Source organism: Streptomyces endocoffeicus, assembly GCF_016741935.1.
GTDB lineage: Bacteria > Actinomycetota > Actinomycetes > Streptomycetales > Streptomycetaceae > Streptomyces > Streptomyces endocoffeicus.
Genome location: NZ_JAERRG010000007.1, coordinates 336,370 through 351,978 on the forward strand (window position 1 = coordinate 336,370; position 15,609 = coordinate 351,978).

General features: G+C 72.3%; 13 protein-coding genes. 7 read left to right on the forward strand and 6 right to left on the reverse strand.

The genetic code is table 11. From position 1 onward, the window contains the following. Positions 1–96 precede the first annotated feature (96 nt). Positions 97–909 carry a class I SAM-dependent methyltransferase gene (locus JK364_RS20090; RefSeq protein ID WP_201852484.1) on the forward strand — a complete coding sequence of 271 codons (813 nt, stop codon included), beginning with the start codon at positions 97–99 and terminating at the stop codon, positions 907–909. Here the strand turns inward: JK364_RS20090 and JK364_RS20095 are convergent. Continuing rightward, complete coding sequence (locus tag JK364_RS20095; protein ID WP_230992210.1) at positions 872–2,452, reverse strand: APC family permease; 1,581 nt, start codon at positions 2,450–2,452, stop codon at positions 872–874. The genes JK364_RS20090 and JK364_RS20095 overlap by 38 nt on opposite strands. A gap of 140 nt (positions 2,453–2,592) precedes the next feature. Beyond that, complete coding sequence (locus JK364_RS20100; RefSeq protein ID WP_201852485.1) at positions 2,593–3,441, reverse strand: helix-turn-helix transcriptional regulator; 849 nt, start codon at positions 3,439–3,441, stop codon at positions 2,593–2,595. 192 nt (positions 3,442–3,633) lie between these two features. Between JK364_RS20100 and JK364_RS20105 the strand changes: the two genes are divergently transcribed. Beyond that, positions 3,634–4,659 (forward strand): aldo/keto reductase, encoded by a 1,026-nt coding sequence (locus tag JK364_RS20105; protein ID WP_201852486.1) that lies wholly within the window; start codon positions 3,634–3,636, stop codon positions 4,657–4,659. Positions 4,660–4,699: 40 nt separating this feature from the next. On the opposite strand, the gene JK364_RS20110 is transcribed toward JK364_RS20105, so the two are convergent. Further along, complete coding sequence (locus JK364_RS20110) at positions 4,700–6,097, reverse strand: aminotransferase class I/II-fold pyridoxal phosphate-dependent enzyme (RefSeq protein WP_201852487.1); 1,398 nt, start codon at positions 6,095–6,097, stop codon at positions 4,700–4,702. 180 nt (positions 6,098–6,277) lie between these two features. Between JK364_RS20110 and JK364_RS20115 the strand changes: the two genes are divergently transcribed. The 5 genes from JK364_RS20115 to JK364_RS20135 all read left to right on the forward strand — a co-directional run bounded on the left by JK364_RS20115 (position 6,278) and on the right by JK364_RS20135 (position 10,921). Next, positions 6,278–7,252 (forward strand): substrate-binding domain-containing protein, encoded by a 975-nt coding sequence (locus JK364_RS20115; protein WP_201852488.1) that lies wholly within the window; start codon positions 6,278–6,280, stop codon positions 7,250–7,252. Between the two features lie 86 nt (positions 7,253–7,338). Further along, positions 7,339–8,148: a deaminated glutathione amidase gene (locus JK364_RS20120; protein WP_201852489.1), complete on the forward strand. Its 810-nt coding sequence runs from the start codon at positions 7,339–7,341 to the stop codon at positions 8,146–8,148. An 8-nt stretch (positions 8,149–8,156) separates the two neighbouring features. Continuing rightward, positions 8,157–9,089 carry an ABC transporter substrate-binding protein gene (locus tag JK364_RS20125; RefSeq protein ID WP_201852490.1) on the forward strand — a complete coding sequence of 311 codons (933 nt, stop codon included), beginning with the start codon at positions 8,157–8,159 and terminating at the stop codon, positions 9,087–9,089. A 24-nt stretch (positions 9,090–9,113) separates the two neighbouring features. Next, positions 9,114–10,112, forward strand: coding sequence for an amino acid ABC transporter permease (locus JK364_RS20130; protein WP_201852491.1), 999 nt, complete (start codon positions 9,114–9,116; stop codon positions 10,110–10,112). Positions 10,113–10,168: 56 nt separating this feature from the next. After that, the gene (locus JK364_RS20135; RefSeq protein WP_201852594.1) at positions 10,169–10,921 is read left to right on the forward strand and encodes an amino acid ABC transporter ATP-binding protein; all 753 of its coding nucleotides are present in this window, start codon (positions 10,169–10,171) and stop codon (positions 10,919–10,921) included. A gap of 9 nt (positions 10,922–10,930) precedes the next feature. Here the strand turns inward: JK364_RS20135 and JK364_RS20140 are convergent, their stop codons facing one another. The 3 genes from JK364_RS20140 to JK364_RS20150 form a co-directional block, all read right to left on the reverse strand. Then, positions 10,931–11,350, reverse strand: a complete 420-nt coding sequence (locus JK364_RS20140; RefSeq protein WP_201852492.1) for an NUDIX hydrolase — start codon at positions 11,348–11,350, stop codon at positions 10,931–10,933. 132 nt (positions 11,351–11,482) lie between these two features. Then, a complete protein-coding gene (locus JK364_RS20145; protein ID WP_230992266.1) occupies positions 11,483–13,246 on the reverse strand; it encodes a CHAD domain-containing protein in 1,764 nt (587 codons plus the stop codon). A 16-nt stretch (positions 13,247–13,262) separates the two neighbouring features. Beyond that, the gene (locus JK364_RS20150; protein WP_201852493.1) at positions 13,263–15,515 is read right to left on the reverse strand and encodes an RNA degradosome polyphosphate kinase; all 2,253 of its coding nucleotides are present in this window, start codon (positions 15,513–15,515) and stop codon (positions 13,263–13,265) included. Positions 15,516–15,609: the final 94 nt, after the last annotated feature.

Consider the following 15,609-nt stretch of genomic DNA (forward strand, 5'->3'; position numbering starts at 1 on the left):
CGCCTGCCTCGCCACAGGCTCAGCGTCCGCCCCGGCACCGGCTCCCCCTCCGCCCCGCCACAGGCTCAGCGCCCGCCCCGGCATAGGCTCAGCGCCATGCCCGCCCGCGTTCCCCCGCCGTCCCGCCCGATCGGTTCGGCGACCCGCGGGACCACCAACCCCAACCGGCTGCGCCGGATGGACCGGTGGATCGCGGCGGCGCACGGGCCCGCGCTGCGCCGGGCCGCGGACGCGCCGGTGGCGGTGGATCTGGGCTACGGGGCGGCCCCCTGGACCGCCGTCGAGCTGCTGGACCGGCTGCGGATCGTACGGGCCGGGGCCCGCGTCGTCGGGGTCGAGATCGACCCCGGGCGCGTGCTCGCCGCGCGGCCGTACGAGCGCGAGGGGCTCACCTTCGCGCACGGCGGTTTCGAGGTGCCGCTGCCCGGCGGGGCCCGCCCGGTGCTCATCCGGGCGGCCAATGTGCTGCGGCAGTACGAGGAGGGCGAGGTCGCCGCCGTGTGGCGGCGGCTGTGCGCCCGGCTGGCGCCCGGCGGGCTGCTGGTGGAGGGCACCTGCGACGAGATCGGGCGGCGGCACGTATGGGTCGCGCTGGACGCGGCGGGCCCGCGCACCGTGACCTTCGCGGCCCGCCTCGGCTCCCTGGAACGCCCCTCCGACCTGGCCGAACGGCTCCCCAAGGCGCTGATCCACCGCAATGTGCCGGGCGAGCCGGTGCACACCTTCCTGCGCGATTTCGACCGCGCCTGGGCGGCCGCCGCCCCGTACGCGCCGCTCAGCGCCCGTCAGCGCTGGATACGCAGCGCCCAGTCGCTGCGCGCCGAGGGCTGGCCGCTCACCGACGGCCCGCGGCGCTGGCGTCAGGGCGAGGTCACGGTGCGGTGGGAGGCGTTGGCGCCCCGGGGCTGACGGCGCCGTTGGGGCCATTCGGGCCGTCCGAGCCATTCGGGCCGTCCGAGCCGTTCGGGCCATCCGAGCCGTTCGGGCCATCCGGGCCGTTCCCCGTGCCCCGGGTGCCCCCTTCCGTGTCGGGGTCGGCCCCGGCCGCGTACTCCTCGCTGATCTCCTTCGGGCCGAACGGCCACACCTTCTCCATCCGCGCCCACAGCACGAACGCCACACACCCCGCCGCGACCCAGGCGAGCGACCATTCGATGGGGTGCCGCCCGGGGGAGTTCTTGTCCGCGTAGCCGTAGATCACCAGCCAGCCCACCAGCGCCACCACGCTCGGCAGCGGATAGAGCCACATCCGGTACGGCCGCCGCAGGCCGGGCTGGCGGCGGCGCAGCACCGTGACGGCGACGACCTGCGCCAGGGCCTGCACGATCACCATGACCGTGGTCAGCAGCTGGATGAGGGTGGCCAGATCGGTGTGGCGGCCGATGAGGAAGCCGATCGCCGTCACGACACCCATCGTGGCCAGGCCCAGCACGGGGAAGCGATGGCGCGGGTGGAGCGTGCCGAACGGCCGGAAGAAGACCCGGTCGCGGGCGGCGTCGTACGGCACCCGGGAGCCACCCAGCAGCCCGGCGAAGACGGACGCGAAGGCCGTGATGAGGATGAGCACGGTGACGACGTCGGCCGCGCCCTTCCCCCAGGTCTCCTCCAGCACCGCCGAGGCGACGGACTGGGCGGCCACCGAGTCGGGGTCGGTCATCTCGTGCCAGTCGACGACGCCGAGGGTGCCGATCTGCAGCAGCAGATAGATCCCCATGATCCCGGCGATCGAGGTGACGATCGCCCGCGGCAGGGTGCGGCCGGGGTCCTTGATCTCGGCGCCCATGTACGCGGCGGTGTTGTAGCCGAGGTAGTCGTAGATGCCGATGGTCAGGCCCGCGGCGAACCCGGTCCAGAAGTGACCGCTGGTCAGCTCGAAGGCGTGGTCCGGATAGGTGAACGCCTGCCCCGCGTCGAAGTGGCTGAAGGCCGCCACGATCACCAGGACCACGGAGGCGATCATCACGCACCACATGACGGCCGTGATCCGGGCGATGTGCTCGACGCCCCGCCACAGCAGCCCGATGACCAGAACGATGACGCCGAGCCCGACCAGATCGCCCTGGGTCTGCGTCATATCCGGCCACAGATAGCCCAGATACTGCACCAGACCGACCACACCCGTGGACATGATCAGCGGGATGAACAGCATCGCCGTCCAGACGAACAGGAACGGCATCAGCTTGCCGCTGCGGTACTGGAACGCCTGGCGCAGATACGCATAGCTGCCCCCGGCCCCGGGCAGCGAGGCGCCCAGCTCGGCCCAGATCAGCCCGTCGGCGAGCGCGAGCACCGCGCCCGCGACGAAGCCGATGACGGCCTGTGGTCCGCCGAAGGCGGCGACCATGAGGGGGATCGTGACGAACGGCCCGATGCCGCACATCTGGCTCATGTTGATGGCGGTCGACTGGAACAGGCCGATACGGCGGACGAATCCGCCCTCGGTGCCGGACATCCGGACCTCCATTGCCCTCTCGCGCCACTGGCGCCACCGTGGGAGGAAATGAAAGTAAGGAAAGTTTCCAGTCGCGTCAAGGAGGTGGGACGCGGCAAAAAGGGATCGCGTCCCGGGCCGTCAGCGGCCGCCAGTGGCCCTCAGGCCACCGCCGCCGCGCCCGCCAGCACCTTCAGCGCCTCCGCCGTCGCCGACCCCTCGTCGGCCGTATAGGTACACAGCATCTGCCCCGGATCCGCGGGCAGCACGAACGCCTCGAACCGCAGCACCAGCTCCCCCGCCCCCGGATGGCGGAACCGCTTGACGCCCCGCGTCCGCTCCTGCACCCCCTGCGCCTCCCACCGCCGCCGGAACTCCTCGCTCCGCTCCAGCAGCTCATGGGTCACCCGGCACACCCGCGAACTGCCCGGGTGGCGGCCGGTCTCCGCGCGCAGCCCGGCCACCGTGTCATCGGCGACCTCGGCCCAGTTCGGATGGAGCTCCCGCAGCCGGGGGTCGAGGAAGACCAGCAGCGGGCCGTTGCGCCGCTCCTCGGGGATCGCGGCGTAGTCGATGCCGAGCCGGGTGCCGAGGGTGTTCCAGGCCAGGATGTCCATCGCCGGTCCGTAGACATAGGCCGGGACGGTGCCGTCCATCGCGTTCAGCAACTGCTGGATCTCCGGCCGCACCCGCGGCCGCGGGTCGGGGTCGGGCTCCCCGGCGCGCCGCCGGGGCAGGGTGATGTTGCGCAGATAGGTGTGCTCGGACGGGGTCAGCCGCAGCGCCCGCGCCAGTCCGTCGACCACCGAGTCCGATATGGCCGGGGCCCGGCCCTGCTCGATACGGGTGTAGTAGTCGACGCTGATCCCGGCCCGCTGAGCGACCTCCTCACGGCGCAGACCGCGCACCCGGCGCCGGACGACCCCGTCCGGCAGCCCCAGCTCGGCCGGGTCGAGCGCGGCGCGGCGCGTCTTGAGAAACCCCTTGATCTCCGGTTCGGAATGGCCCATCGCTCCATTATCCCGGGAACGCCGGATTCTGGGCCGGACAGGTGGTTCTGGCAGACCCAGGTTGAGCCGGGCCTGGTGAGGTCCCCGCCCGGCGCCGAGGCTGAAGGCGCAGGACGCCACAGAAGGCAAAGGCCACGGAAGACAAAGGCCGCAGAAGGCAAAGGCCGCGGAAGGCAAAGGAAGGCAGCTGCCATGAAGCGCAGGATCCTGGGCGGAACCGGCATCTCGGTGAGCGAGTACGCCCTGGGCGCGATGATGTTCGGCGCCCTGGGCAACGCCGATCATGAGGACTCGGTACGGATCATCCACCGCGCCCTCGACGCGGGCGTCAACTTCGTCGACACCGCCGACGTCTACTCCGAGGGCGAATCCGAGGAGATCGTCGGCAAGGCCCTCAAGGGCCGCCGTGACGACATCGTCCTCGCGACCAAGGCCCATTTCCCGATGGGCGACGACCCCAACCACGGCGGCAACTCACGGCGCTGGATCACCCATGAGGTGGAGAACAGCCTGCGCCGTCTGGGCACGGACTACATCGACCTCTACCAGATCCACCGGCCGGACCCGACGACGGACGTCGACGAGACGCTGTCGGTCCTGTCCGACCTGGTCAGGGCGGGCAAGGTGCGCGCCGTCGGCTCCTCCACCTTCCCGGCGGAGCAGATCGTGGAGGCCCAGTGGGTCTCCGAGCGGCGCGGGCACGTGCGGTTCCGCAGCGAGCAGCCGCCGTACTCGATCCTGGCGCGCGGTGTGGAAGCGGCGGTGCTGCCGACCGCGCGGAAGTACGGGATGGGCGTGCTGAGCTGGGGTCCGCTCTCGGCGGGCTGGCTCACGGGCCGCTACACCAAGGCGTCCGACATCGATCTGTCCGGCGGCCGGGCGGCCGTGGAGAGGCACAAGTTCGACCCGTCGCTGCCCGACAACGCGCGCAAGCTGGAGGCGGTCGGCGCGCTGGCCGAGCTGGCCTCCGACGCCGGGCTCTCGCTGCCGCACATGGCCATCGCCTTCGTACGGGCGCATCCGGCCATCACCTCGGTGATCATCGGCCCGCGCACGATGGAGCACCTGGAGGATCTGCTCGCCGGGTCCGAGGTGGAGCTGAGCGAGGACGTCCTGGACCGGATCGACGAGATCGTCCCGCCGGGTACCGACCTCAACCGGGCGGACAACTACTACGTGCCGCCGTCGCTCGCGGACAAGAGCCTGCGCCGACGCTGAGCGTCTGCCTTTGAGCAGACACCGCTGACCGGCCGGGGGGTCACTCCATCCGGCCGGCGGAGGAGGACGCGGCGAGTGCGATCAGCTCGGCGATCTCGTCGAGCGGCGTCCCGTCCCGGGTCAGCCTGCTGGTGGCGACCCTCACATGGGGACGCGCGTAGGAGACGCAGAACCGGCTGCCCGGCGAAACGGTGATTCCCCGGGCGGCCAGGGTGACCAGCGCGGAGGTCTCGTCCACCACCGGCACCCACAGCATCAGACCGTCCCGGTTGGCGGTGTGCACCCCACGCTCGGCCAGTCGTACGGCCAGCGCGGACCGCCGGGCGTCATAGCGCCGGGCGGCCTCGCGCACGCACCGGCCCGCCTCCTCGTCGGCGAGCAGATGCGCCAGGGCGTCCTGAAGGATGCGGCTGGTCCATCCCGTGCCGAAGGTGCGCAGCACCCGCGCCCGTTCGATCATCTCCCGCGGGCCTCCGACCACGGCGATCCGCAGATCCGGGCCGTATGCCTTGGAGTACGAGCGGACCAGGGCCGTCCGGTGCGGCAGACGGGCGCCGAGGACGGCGGCCGGGCCGGTGGTCAGGGGGCCGAGGCCGTCGTCCTCGACGATGACGACGTTCGGCGCCCCCTCCAGCACCCCGGCCAGCTCGGCGGCCCGTTCGGGGCCGAGCGACCAGCCGCAGGGCACCTGGGCCCTGGACTGGTGCAGGTAAAGCGCCGGGCGGGCCCGCAGCGCCTGGGCCAGTGAGTCGGCAAGCGGCCCCTGGTCGTCGCAGGCCACGGGCACGGTCTGGGCATCCAGCGCCTCGAGGATGTCCAGCAGCCGCGCCGCCGTCGGATCTTCCACCGCCACCCGGTCCCCCGGCACCAGCAGGGCCTGGCAGAGCAGTTGCACCCCCTCGTAGCCACCGCCCACCGCCATCCAGGCGTCCGGCCGGTAGGGCCAGGTGTCCCGTACCGCCGCCAGCAGGCCGTCGGTGATGGCCGTGCGCGCGTAGTCGTTGAGCCGCGGGGTCCGGGCCCCCGCGAGCAGGGCGTTCTCCAGCGGGGGCAGCAGGGCGGGGTCGGGGGCGGCGACGGCGAGGTCCAGTGCGAGATGGTCGCCGAAGTCCCCGACGCGTTCGTAGCGGGTGGGATGCGGAACGGTCGGCGGACCGCTGACGACGCTGCCGCGGCGGCCGAGTGTGGCGATCATCCGGTGCTTGCGCAGCACCGCCCATGCCTCCGCCACGGTGCCGGGGCTCACCCCCAGCCCGGCGGCGAGCGCGCGCACGGTGGGCAGCGCACTGCCCGGCGCCAGCTCCCCGGCCCGGATGAGATCGGTCATGGCGGCCGCGATACCGCGTGCGCTGGTGTCCGGGATACGGGCGGCCAGCCCGGCCACGGAGGCCGGATTCCCCGGCCGGGTGGCGGCCGGATCCGCGGTGTTCTCCTGCATCGGCGCACCCCTCGTCGGTCTGTCGGCCGGCGGCCGGTCAGCAGGTTACGACACGGAAAAACTATGTTCGGTAACAAAACAGATCTTGTCTGGTCGATTCCCTGAACAATAGCCTGCCTGGCATCGCGCAGCCGAATGCGAGCTTTGCGCCGAAAATGCCATGTGCAAGGAGTGCGTACTGTGTCATCTCCCGTGATACGCCTGGGACTTCGCGACTGGGACCATCTGGTTCCCCTCGCCTCCGGGCTCGTCGAGATCCCCGGCTTCACGGTCCGGATCGATGCGCGGGACGTCACCCCCGACGTCCTCACCGAACCCGGTCTCGACGGCGGTGAGACCTCGTTCAGCCGCTATGTCCAGGCCCGCGCGGCGGGCGACGACCGTCTCGTCGGGCTCCCCGCGTTCGTGATGCGCGGCTTTCGCCACCGCTGCGTACTGGTCCGCGAGGACAGCCCGCTGCGCTCCATCGGACAGCTCGCCGGGGCCCGCGTCGGGCTCACCGGCTGGCCCGACTCCGGCAACACCTGGACCCGGGCCCTGCTGCGCGGCGCCGGAGTGGACCTCGCGGGCATCCAGTGGCTGATCGGACCGCTGACCGCCGACGAGACCGGCAAGGACCGGGTGGGCAATCGGCCGCTGCCCGCCAATGTCTCGGTCATGGCCGAGGGCGAATCCCTGGTGGACGAGCTGGCCGCGGGCCGGCTGGACGCGCTGCTCTCCCCCTTCATGCCGCGGGAGCTGTTCACCAGGACCAGCCGCTTCCGCCATCTGCTCGACGACCACCGCGCCGAGGAGCGCGCCTACTGGGAGGCCACCGGGTTCGTCCCCGGCATCCACCTGGTGACGCTCAAGCGGGAGGTCGTCGAGGCCCATCCGGCGCTGCCCGCCGCCCTGCTCACGGGCCTGGAGGAGTCCAAGCGCCGGTGGCTCGGCAGGCGCCGGCTGCTCGCCGACACCACACCGTGGCTGCTGCACGAGCTGACCGAGTCGGCGCGGCTGTTCGGCGACGACTGGATGCCGTACGGGACGAAGAGCAACGCGGAGATGACCCGGGCCTTCTGCGAGGAGCTGTACGCCCAGGGCGTCTGGCCCGAGCCCATAGACCCCGATGTGGTCTTCCCCGACCCCACCCTCGCCGCCGTTCCCGCGCTCTGACCCCCGCCCCCCGCCGCCGTTCCCCCACTCCGCACCCCGTCCCCCACCGCCCTTCCCGCACTCTGAACCGCTCCGGAGCACCCCATATGCGCATCGCCGTAGGACAGTTCGCCGCCTCCCCCGACTGGAAGGACAACCTGGCCGCCTGCCAGGAGCTCACCGCCGAGGCGGTGCGGGGCGGCGCGGATCTGCTCGTCCTCCCCGAGGGCGTGCTGGCCCGCTTCACCGAGGACCGCCACCGCATCCGCGAGGTGGCCCAGCCCCTCGACGGCCCCTTCGTCACCGAGATGCTCGCCGCCACCGCCGGGTCCGCCGTCACCGTGGTGGTCGGCATCCATGAGCCGTCCGAGGACGGCCGGGTGTTCAACACCCTGGTGGCGCTGCGCGACGGTGAGCTGATCGCCCGCTATCGCAAGATCCATCTCTATGACGCCTTCGGCGATCTGGAGTCGGCCAACGTCCGCCCGGCGGACGAGCCGCCCGTCGTCATCGATGTGGCGGGCACCAAGGTGGGCCTGATGACCTGCTACGACGTCCGCTTCCCCGAGCTGGCCAGGCTGTTGGTGGACGCCGGTGCCGAGGTGCTGGCCCTGCCCGCGGCGTGGGTGCGCGGCCCGGCCAAGGAACGGCACTGGGAGGTCATGGTCACCGCACGGGCCCTGGAGAACACCTGCTGGGTGGCGGCGAGCGGCGAATGCGGTCCGCGCAACATCGGCAACAGCCTCGTCGTCGACCCGCTCGGCACCGTCCGCTCCCGCCTCGCCGCCGCCCCCGGGCTGGCCTGGGCGGACGCCGCTCCCGACGCCACCGCCGCGGCCCGTCGCACCCTTCCCGTCCTGGCCAACCGCCGGTTCGCCGTCGACCCCACCGTCATCCCCCTCGGAGCGCCCCAGTGAGCATCCCCATGAGACGTCCCCTGGCCACCGCGGCCACCGCCCTGTCCTGCTGTCTCGCCCTGGCCGCCTGCGGGGCCAACCCGCCCCAGGCGGAGGGCGCCACCGACTCCGGCGGCTCCAAGGCGGTATCCGCCAAGCTCCCCGAGGACAAGGCGCTGCACGCGCGGCTGCCCGCGAAGAACCGCACCTCCGGCACGCTGGTGTCGGTCAACAACGGTTCCTTCCCGCCCTACGAGATCGCCGGTTCGGACGGCCACAGCCTCACCGGGGCCTCCGCCGACCTCGCCGATGCACTCGGGCAGGTCCTCGGCGTGAAGATCCGGCATGTGACCACGGACGGGCTGCCCAGCCAGCTCACCGGCATCAAGGCGGGCCGCTACGACTTCGCCCTCGGCCCCGTCGGCGACTTCAAGGACCGGCAGGGCGCGAACGACTTCGTCGACTGGGTGCGGGAATTCGTCGTCTTCGCCGTGCCCAAGGGCAATCCGCACCACATCAGCTCCCTGGCCGACACCTGCGGGCAGCGGATCGCGGTGATGGCGGGCGGGTCCGCCGAGGGCGTCATCAAGAAACAGGCGCTCACCTGCGAGAAGGACGGCAAGGAGGCCGTGAAGGTCCAGTCGTACAAGGACCAGCCCGGCTCCATCCTGGCGGTGCGCTCCGGCCGCGCGGACGCCTTCTTCTCCTCCCAGGCGCCGCTGACGTACTTCGTGGCGCAGGCCAAGGACCAGCTCGAACTGACCGGCACCGGCAAGGGCAACGGCTTCGACGACCTCTACCAGGGCGCGGTCGTCGCCAAGGGATCCCCGCTGCGCGATGTGCTCCTCAAGGCGCTCGGCAAGCTCATCGACGACGGCACCTACGGAAAGATCATGAAGAAGTGGGGCCTGTCCGCCAACACCCTCGACAAGCCGGGCGTCAACCTCGGCGGCGAGTCCTGATCCTGTGAGGAGGTGAGCCCACCCATGGCCACCACACAACCGCCGGCCACCCGGGACGACCCCGGGAAGGCCGAGCTCCCGCCCGGTGCCGTCCCCGTCGTCGACGTGGCCGGGGCGTCCCCCGTCCGCCATCCGCTGCGCTGGCTCGCGGTCCTGCTCCTCGCGGTCCTCGGCGCCCAGCTCGTCCACTTCCTGGTCACCAATCCGCACTTCGAATGGGGGACCGTCGGCGCCTACTTCGGGGCCCAGGTCATCGGGCAGGGCATCGTCACCACGGTCGAACTGACCGCGATCGCCATGCTCATCGGCATCGCCGGCGGGGTGCTCGTCGCGGTGGGGCGGATGTCGGAGAACCGGGTGCTGAGCACGGTCTGCGGCGCCTACGTCTGGTTCTTCCGCGGCATCCCGGTCCTGGTGCAGCTGGTCTTCTGGTACAACCTCTCGGCGCTGCTGCCGAGGATCTCCTTCGGGGTACCGTTCGGCCCCGAATTCATCAGCGGGCACACCAACACGCTCATCACCCCCTGGCTCGCCGCCATCCTCGGCCTCGGGCTCAATGAGGCCGCGTACATGGCCGAGATCGTGCGCGGCGGTCTGCTGGGTGTCGACCAGGGCCAGACGGAGGCCGCCGCCGCGCTCGGCATGGGCCGCGCGAGGATCCTGCGGCGGGTCATCCTCCCGCAGGCCATGCGCTTCATCATCCCGCCGACCGGCAGCCAGGTCATCAACATGCTGAAGGCGACCTCGCTGGTGAGCGTGCTCGCTCTGGCCGACCTGCTCTACACCGTCCAGTCGATCTACAACCGCACCTTCGAGACCATCCCGCTGCTGATCGTGGCGTGCCTGTGGTACCTGGTCATGACGTCCGTGCTGTACGTCGGCCAGTCGTTCATCGAGCGGTACTACGCGCGCGGGGCGACCCGCCACGCCCCTCAGGGGTTCTGGAACTTCGCGCTCTTCCGCCGACGCCCGGACGCCCCGTCCCCGGCGGCGGACAGCCCCCTCGCCAAGGAGGAGACATGACGGTCCAGGACACCCAGGCGGCCACCGCCCCCGAGGCGGCCGCCGCGGAGGTGCCGATGGTCGTGGCCCAGCGGGTCCGCAAGCGGTTCGGGCAGCTGGAGGTGTTGCGCGGTATCGACCTCGAGGTGGGCCGGGGCGAGGTCGTGGTGCTCCTGGGGCCGTCCGGTTCCGGTAAGTCGACCTTTCTGCGCTGCATCAACCACCTGGAGCAGATCGACGCGGGCTCCATCCATGTGGAGGGCAGGCTGATCGGCTTCCGGCGGTCGGGCGAACGCGTCCACCATCTGCGCCCGCGCGAGGTGACCCGGCAGCGACGCGACATCGGCATGGTGTTCCAGCACTTCAACCTCTTCCCGCACCAGACGGTCCTGGAGAACGTCATCGAGGCCCCGGTCGGCGTGCTCGGCCTCTCCAAGGCCGAGGCGCGGAAGACGGCGATGGAGCTGCTGACCCGGGTGGGGCTGGCCGAAAAGGCGGCGTCGTATCCGCGCCAGCTGTCCGGCGGTCAGCAGCAGCGCGTGGCCATCGCCCGCGCCCTGGCCATGCGGCCGAAGCTGATGCTCTTCGACGAGCCGACCAGCGCCCTGGACCCGGAACTCGTCGGCGAGGTCCTGGCGACCATGCGCGACCTGGCCCGGGACGGCCTCACCATGCTCGTGGTGACGCATGAGATCGGGTTCGCGAAGGAGGTGGCGGACCGGGTCGTATTCATGGACGACGGCCAGGTGCTGGAGACCGGCACCCCGCAGGAGGTGCTGGACAGCCCGGCCAACCCCCGCACCCGGGCCTTCCTCTCGCGCTTCCTGTAGGGCTGTCGTTCAGGACGGCCGCAGGGCGTGCAGCAGCGCGTCGATGAGGGTGCGGTCGTGGTCGTAGGTGAGGCGGCGGCGGGCCGCGTCCGGGGGCAGCCAGACGAGGCGGTCGACCTCGCGGTTGGGCACGAAGACCTCGTCGTGGTCGACCGCCTCCGCCGCCCAGTAGCGGACCTGTTTGGGGCGGCCCTTGGCCATGTAGTGGAGGGTGGGCAGCGCCTCCCCCGGGGCGCAGCCCATACCGGTCTCCTCGGCGACCTCGCGCACCGCGCCGTGCAGCGCTTCCTCGCCGTGCTTCAGCTTGCCCTTGGGATGGGACCAGTCGTCGTAGCGGGGGCGGTGGACGAGGGCGACCTCGAGCCCGCCACCGCGCGGGGACCGGCGCCACAGCACACAGCCCGCCGCCAGAACCGTTCCGGTGTCCATTCCGGTATCCGTTCCGGTATCCGTCCCGACCAGCCCGTCATCGCGGGAATTCCGCCGGTTCATCCGCCGTCTCTCCCTCCCCGGTTCTGTTGTGTCGTGGTGTCGTCCGCCGTTTGTACGGGCCGTAGGCCGTCAGGAGGGTCTGGCGGCGGACACGCGCCGCCAGATCCGGCCGAACGCGAAGCGGGCCGCCTCGACCTCATGCCGCTGATCGGCGTGGAGCACCCCGAGGGCGTACGCCGTCGCCGGGGCGATCCGGGGCGTACGGGCGGCCGCCGCCGCGGCGGCGGCCGCCTCGGCCGCGTCGCGATGGCGCTCCAGCGCCTGCCCGGCGGCCAGCAGCCGCACCGACAGCGGCGGCTCGGCGTCCACGGGACCGGAGCCGCCCGGCCCGGAGCCGCCCGGAACGGAGCCACTGGGCCCGGATCCATTGGGCCCGCTCGCCCCGTCCGGCTGCTGCCACGCCTGGTCGAGCACCTCCAGCGCGTACCGCCGCAGCCGCAGCAGATGGCGCACCTGGTGCCAGGGGGCGTCCTGGCGCTCGCTGGCGGGCGGGGCGTCCGCCGCGGGAGTCGCCGCCAGGCCGTGGACCAGCGCCTCCGCGTTGTACGGATGCCCGGCGCGGACCAGTGGCAGCGCCTCCACCGACTCGGCCAGCCGCCGGTTCGCCAGTTCGGCGAGCGGCGGCAGCACCTGCCCGGCGGGGCGGGCGGCGTTGGCCTCGTCGAGCGGGACATCGGAGGCGAGCAGGGCGACGGTGTCGGCGACCGCGTGGAAGCGGGAGGAGCCGAGCGCCTCCAGGCCGGCGGTGTGGGCCCGGGTCCGGGCCAGCGTGAGCTGGCGCTCCAGCAGCGCTCCGGCGCGGGCCGCGCCCACGGTCAGCGCCCCGCCGCGGGCCTCCTCCTCGGCACCGGCCCGCTGGTGGGCCGCGCCCGGCTGGCCGGACCGCTCGCCCTTCTCGCCCTTGGCGCCCCGGCCGCTCTTGTCGCCGCGCTCGCCGCGGCGCCGTCCGGCCGCCCGGCCCTCGTCCCGGTCTCGATCCCTGTCCCGGTCCCGGTCCCTGGTCGTTCCGGTCGCGCCCTCGGCACCACCGCCCGCTTCGGCCGGACCGGGCCGCGCACCCTGCCCCCCGACAGGGTCCGCGGCCCCGCCTCCCGGCGCACCGGCGGCCAGGGAGACGCTGCGGCGGGAGGCACGGGTGGAGCGGGGAATCGGGCCCGCGGTGCCGGAGGGGCCGCCCGCGCCGTCGACCGCGAGCGTGACCCCGCCGCGCGCGGTGCGCGCGGCGCTCGTGGCATGCGCCGCGTTCACAGGCTGTGTGTCGGAGGATCGCTCACCCGGGCGCGCGCTCTCGGCGGCCGTTCCCTCGCCCTGCCCCCCGCCCTGTCCCTCGCCCTGCGCTGAGCGGTCCGAGGGGCCGCCCGCGCCCGAGAGCCGGTGCAGGGCGCCGCGCAGCCGGTCCAGCCGCTCCGCGTAGGCGTGCTCCCGCGCCAGCGTGCCGGACAGCCAGGCCAGCTCGGTGCGCAGCTCATCGGACCAGGCCGTGTCGGTGATCGGGCGGTAGACGTAGAGCGCGCCGCTGATCCGCCGCGCGGCGCGGCGCAGCAGCCGGGCGGCCTCGGCCGCCTCCTGGACGTCGGAGCCGCTCTCGCGGTGCAGCCGCAGGCTGCGCAGGAAGTCCCCGGCCTGGCCGTGCAGATACACCGACAGCACCTCCCCGGCCGTCGCCGCCTCCCACGCAGGCGCGCCCGAGGCCCCCGAACCCGCGGCGGATGCCGAACCCGCCGAAGCCGCGGAAGGCGCCGTCGTGGCCTCCGCCGCCCGGTCCGTCACGCCGTCGGCCCCTGGGCCGGACGGGCCGGACGGGCCGGCGGCCGGGTCCGCGGCGCCCGTCATCCCGGCCGGCGGCAGGTCATGTCGTTGAACCACGCCGTCGCCTCCGGGCGTCGATGAGCATCTCCTGAACGTTCCGCAGCGGCTGGCCGTCCGCGTCCGTGGCGTGCCGGGTCCACTCGCCGTCCGGGCCCAGGTGCCAGGAGGAGGTGGAGTCGGCCATCCCGGTCTCCAGCAGGCGGTTGAGGGCGGCGCGGTGGCCGGTGTCGGTGACCCGCACCAGCGCCTCGATGCGGCGGTCGAGATTGCGGTGCATCATGTCGGCGCTGCCGATCCACACCTCCGGCTCGCCGCCGTTCCCGAACGCGAACACGCGCGAATGCTCCAGGAAGCGTCCGAGGACCGAGCGGACCCGGATGCTCTCCGAGAGCCCGGGGACGCCCGGCCGCAGCGCGCAGATGCCGCGCACCCACACATCGACCGGCACCCCGGCTTGCGAGGCCCGGTAGAGGGCGTCGACGACGGCCTCGTCGACCATCGAGTTGACCTTGATCTTGACGTAGGCCGGGCGCCCCGCCCGATGGTGGGTGATCTCCTTGTTGATCCGGGTGATCAGCCCGTCGCGCAGCGACTTGGGGGCGACCAGCAGCCGCCGGTAGTTCTCCCGCCGGGAGTAGCCGCTCAGCCGGTTGAAGAGGTCGGAGAGGTCCGCGCCGACCTGGGAGTTCGCCGTCAGCAGCCCCAGGTCCTCGTACAGCCGGGCGGTCTTGGGGTGGTAGTTGCCGGTGCCCACGTGCGAGTAGCGGGTGAGGGTGTCGCCCTCCTGGCGGACCACCAGCGACAGCTTGCAGTGGGTCTTCAGGCCCAGCAGACCGTAGACGACGTGGCAGCCGGCCTCCTCCAGCTTGCGCGCCCACTTGATGTTGGCGTGCTCGTCGAAGCGGGCCTTGATCTCGACCAGCACCAGCACCTGCTTGCCGGATTCGGCGGCGTCTATGAGCGCGTCGACGATCGGCGACTTGCCGGAGGTGCGGTACAGCGTCTGCTTGATCGCCAGGACGTCCGGATCGGCGGCCGCCTGCTCCAGGAACGCCTGCACGGAGGTGGAGAAGGAGTCGTACGGGTGGTGGAGGAGGACGTCCCGCTCGCGCAGCGCCGCGAAGATGTCCGGCGGGGAGGCGGACTCCACCTCGGCGAGGTCCCGGTGGGTGCCCGCCACGAACTTGGGGTACTTCAGCTCCGGCCGGTCCAGCGCGGCTATGCCGAACAGGCCGGTGAGGTCGAGCGGCCCGGGCAGCGGATAGACCTCCGCGTCCGAGACCTTCAGCTCGCGCACCAGCAGGTCCAGCACATACGGGTCGATGGACTCCTCGACCTCCAGCCGCACCGGGGGCCCGAAGCGGCGCCGCAGCAGCTCCTTCTCCAGGGCCTGGAGGAGGTTCTCGGCGTCGTCCTCCTCGACCTCGAGGTCCTCGTTGCGGGTGACCCGGAACATATGGTGCGCGAGCACCTCCATCCCCGGGAACAGCGCCTCCAGATGCGCCGCGATCACGTCCTCGAGCGGCACGTACCGCTGCGGCGACGCCTCCAGGAACCGGGAGAGCGACGGCGGAACCTTCACACGTGCGAAGTGATCATGCCCGCTGACGGGGTTGCGTACCACGACCGCGAGATTCAGCGACAGCCCCGAGATATACGGGAAGGGGTGTGCCGGGTCCACGGCGAGCGGGGTCAGCACCGGGAAGATCTGCTGCCGGAAGAGGGTGAAGAGGCGGGACTGCTCCTTCTCGGTGAGATCCGGCCAGCGGACCAGATGGATGCTCTCCTCCGCGAGCGCCGGGGCGACGTCCTGCTGGTAGCAGGCGGCATGCCGGGCCATGAGCTCACGGGACCGGTTCCAGATCAGCTCCAGCACCTCGCGCGGCTGCAGCCCGGAGGCCGAGCGGGTGGCGACCCCGGTGGCGATGCGCCGCTTGAGGCCGGCGACCCGCACCATGAAGAACTCGTCCAGATTGCTGGCGAAGATCGCCAGGAAGTTGGCCCGCTCCAGCAGCGGCGTGGACGGGTCCTCGGCCAGCTCCAGCACCCGCTCGTTGAACGCGAGCCAGCTGCGCTCCCGGTCCAGGAACCGCCCCTGCGGCAGCTCCCCGCCCTCCGTGCCGGGCCCGGTGCCCTCCTCGTACGAGTCCAGGTCGGCGTCGAGATCGGGGTCGAGCGACCGCACCGGTGCGGCGACAGCATGCGGCCGGTGGGCCGCGATGGACCCGACCGAAGGCTGCGAGTGGGGCTGGGGCTGCGGGGAAACCGATGCCTGACCGCTTGTGTGGCTCATGAACTCATTGTTCCGCGCCGGAGGTGAATACGGCGTGGCGGAAGCGGGTGCGGAAACGGCACGGAGCCTCCGGTTCGACGAATTCGGCACAGCG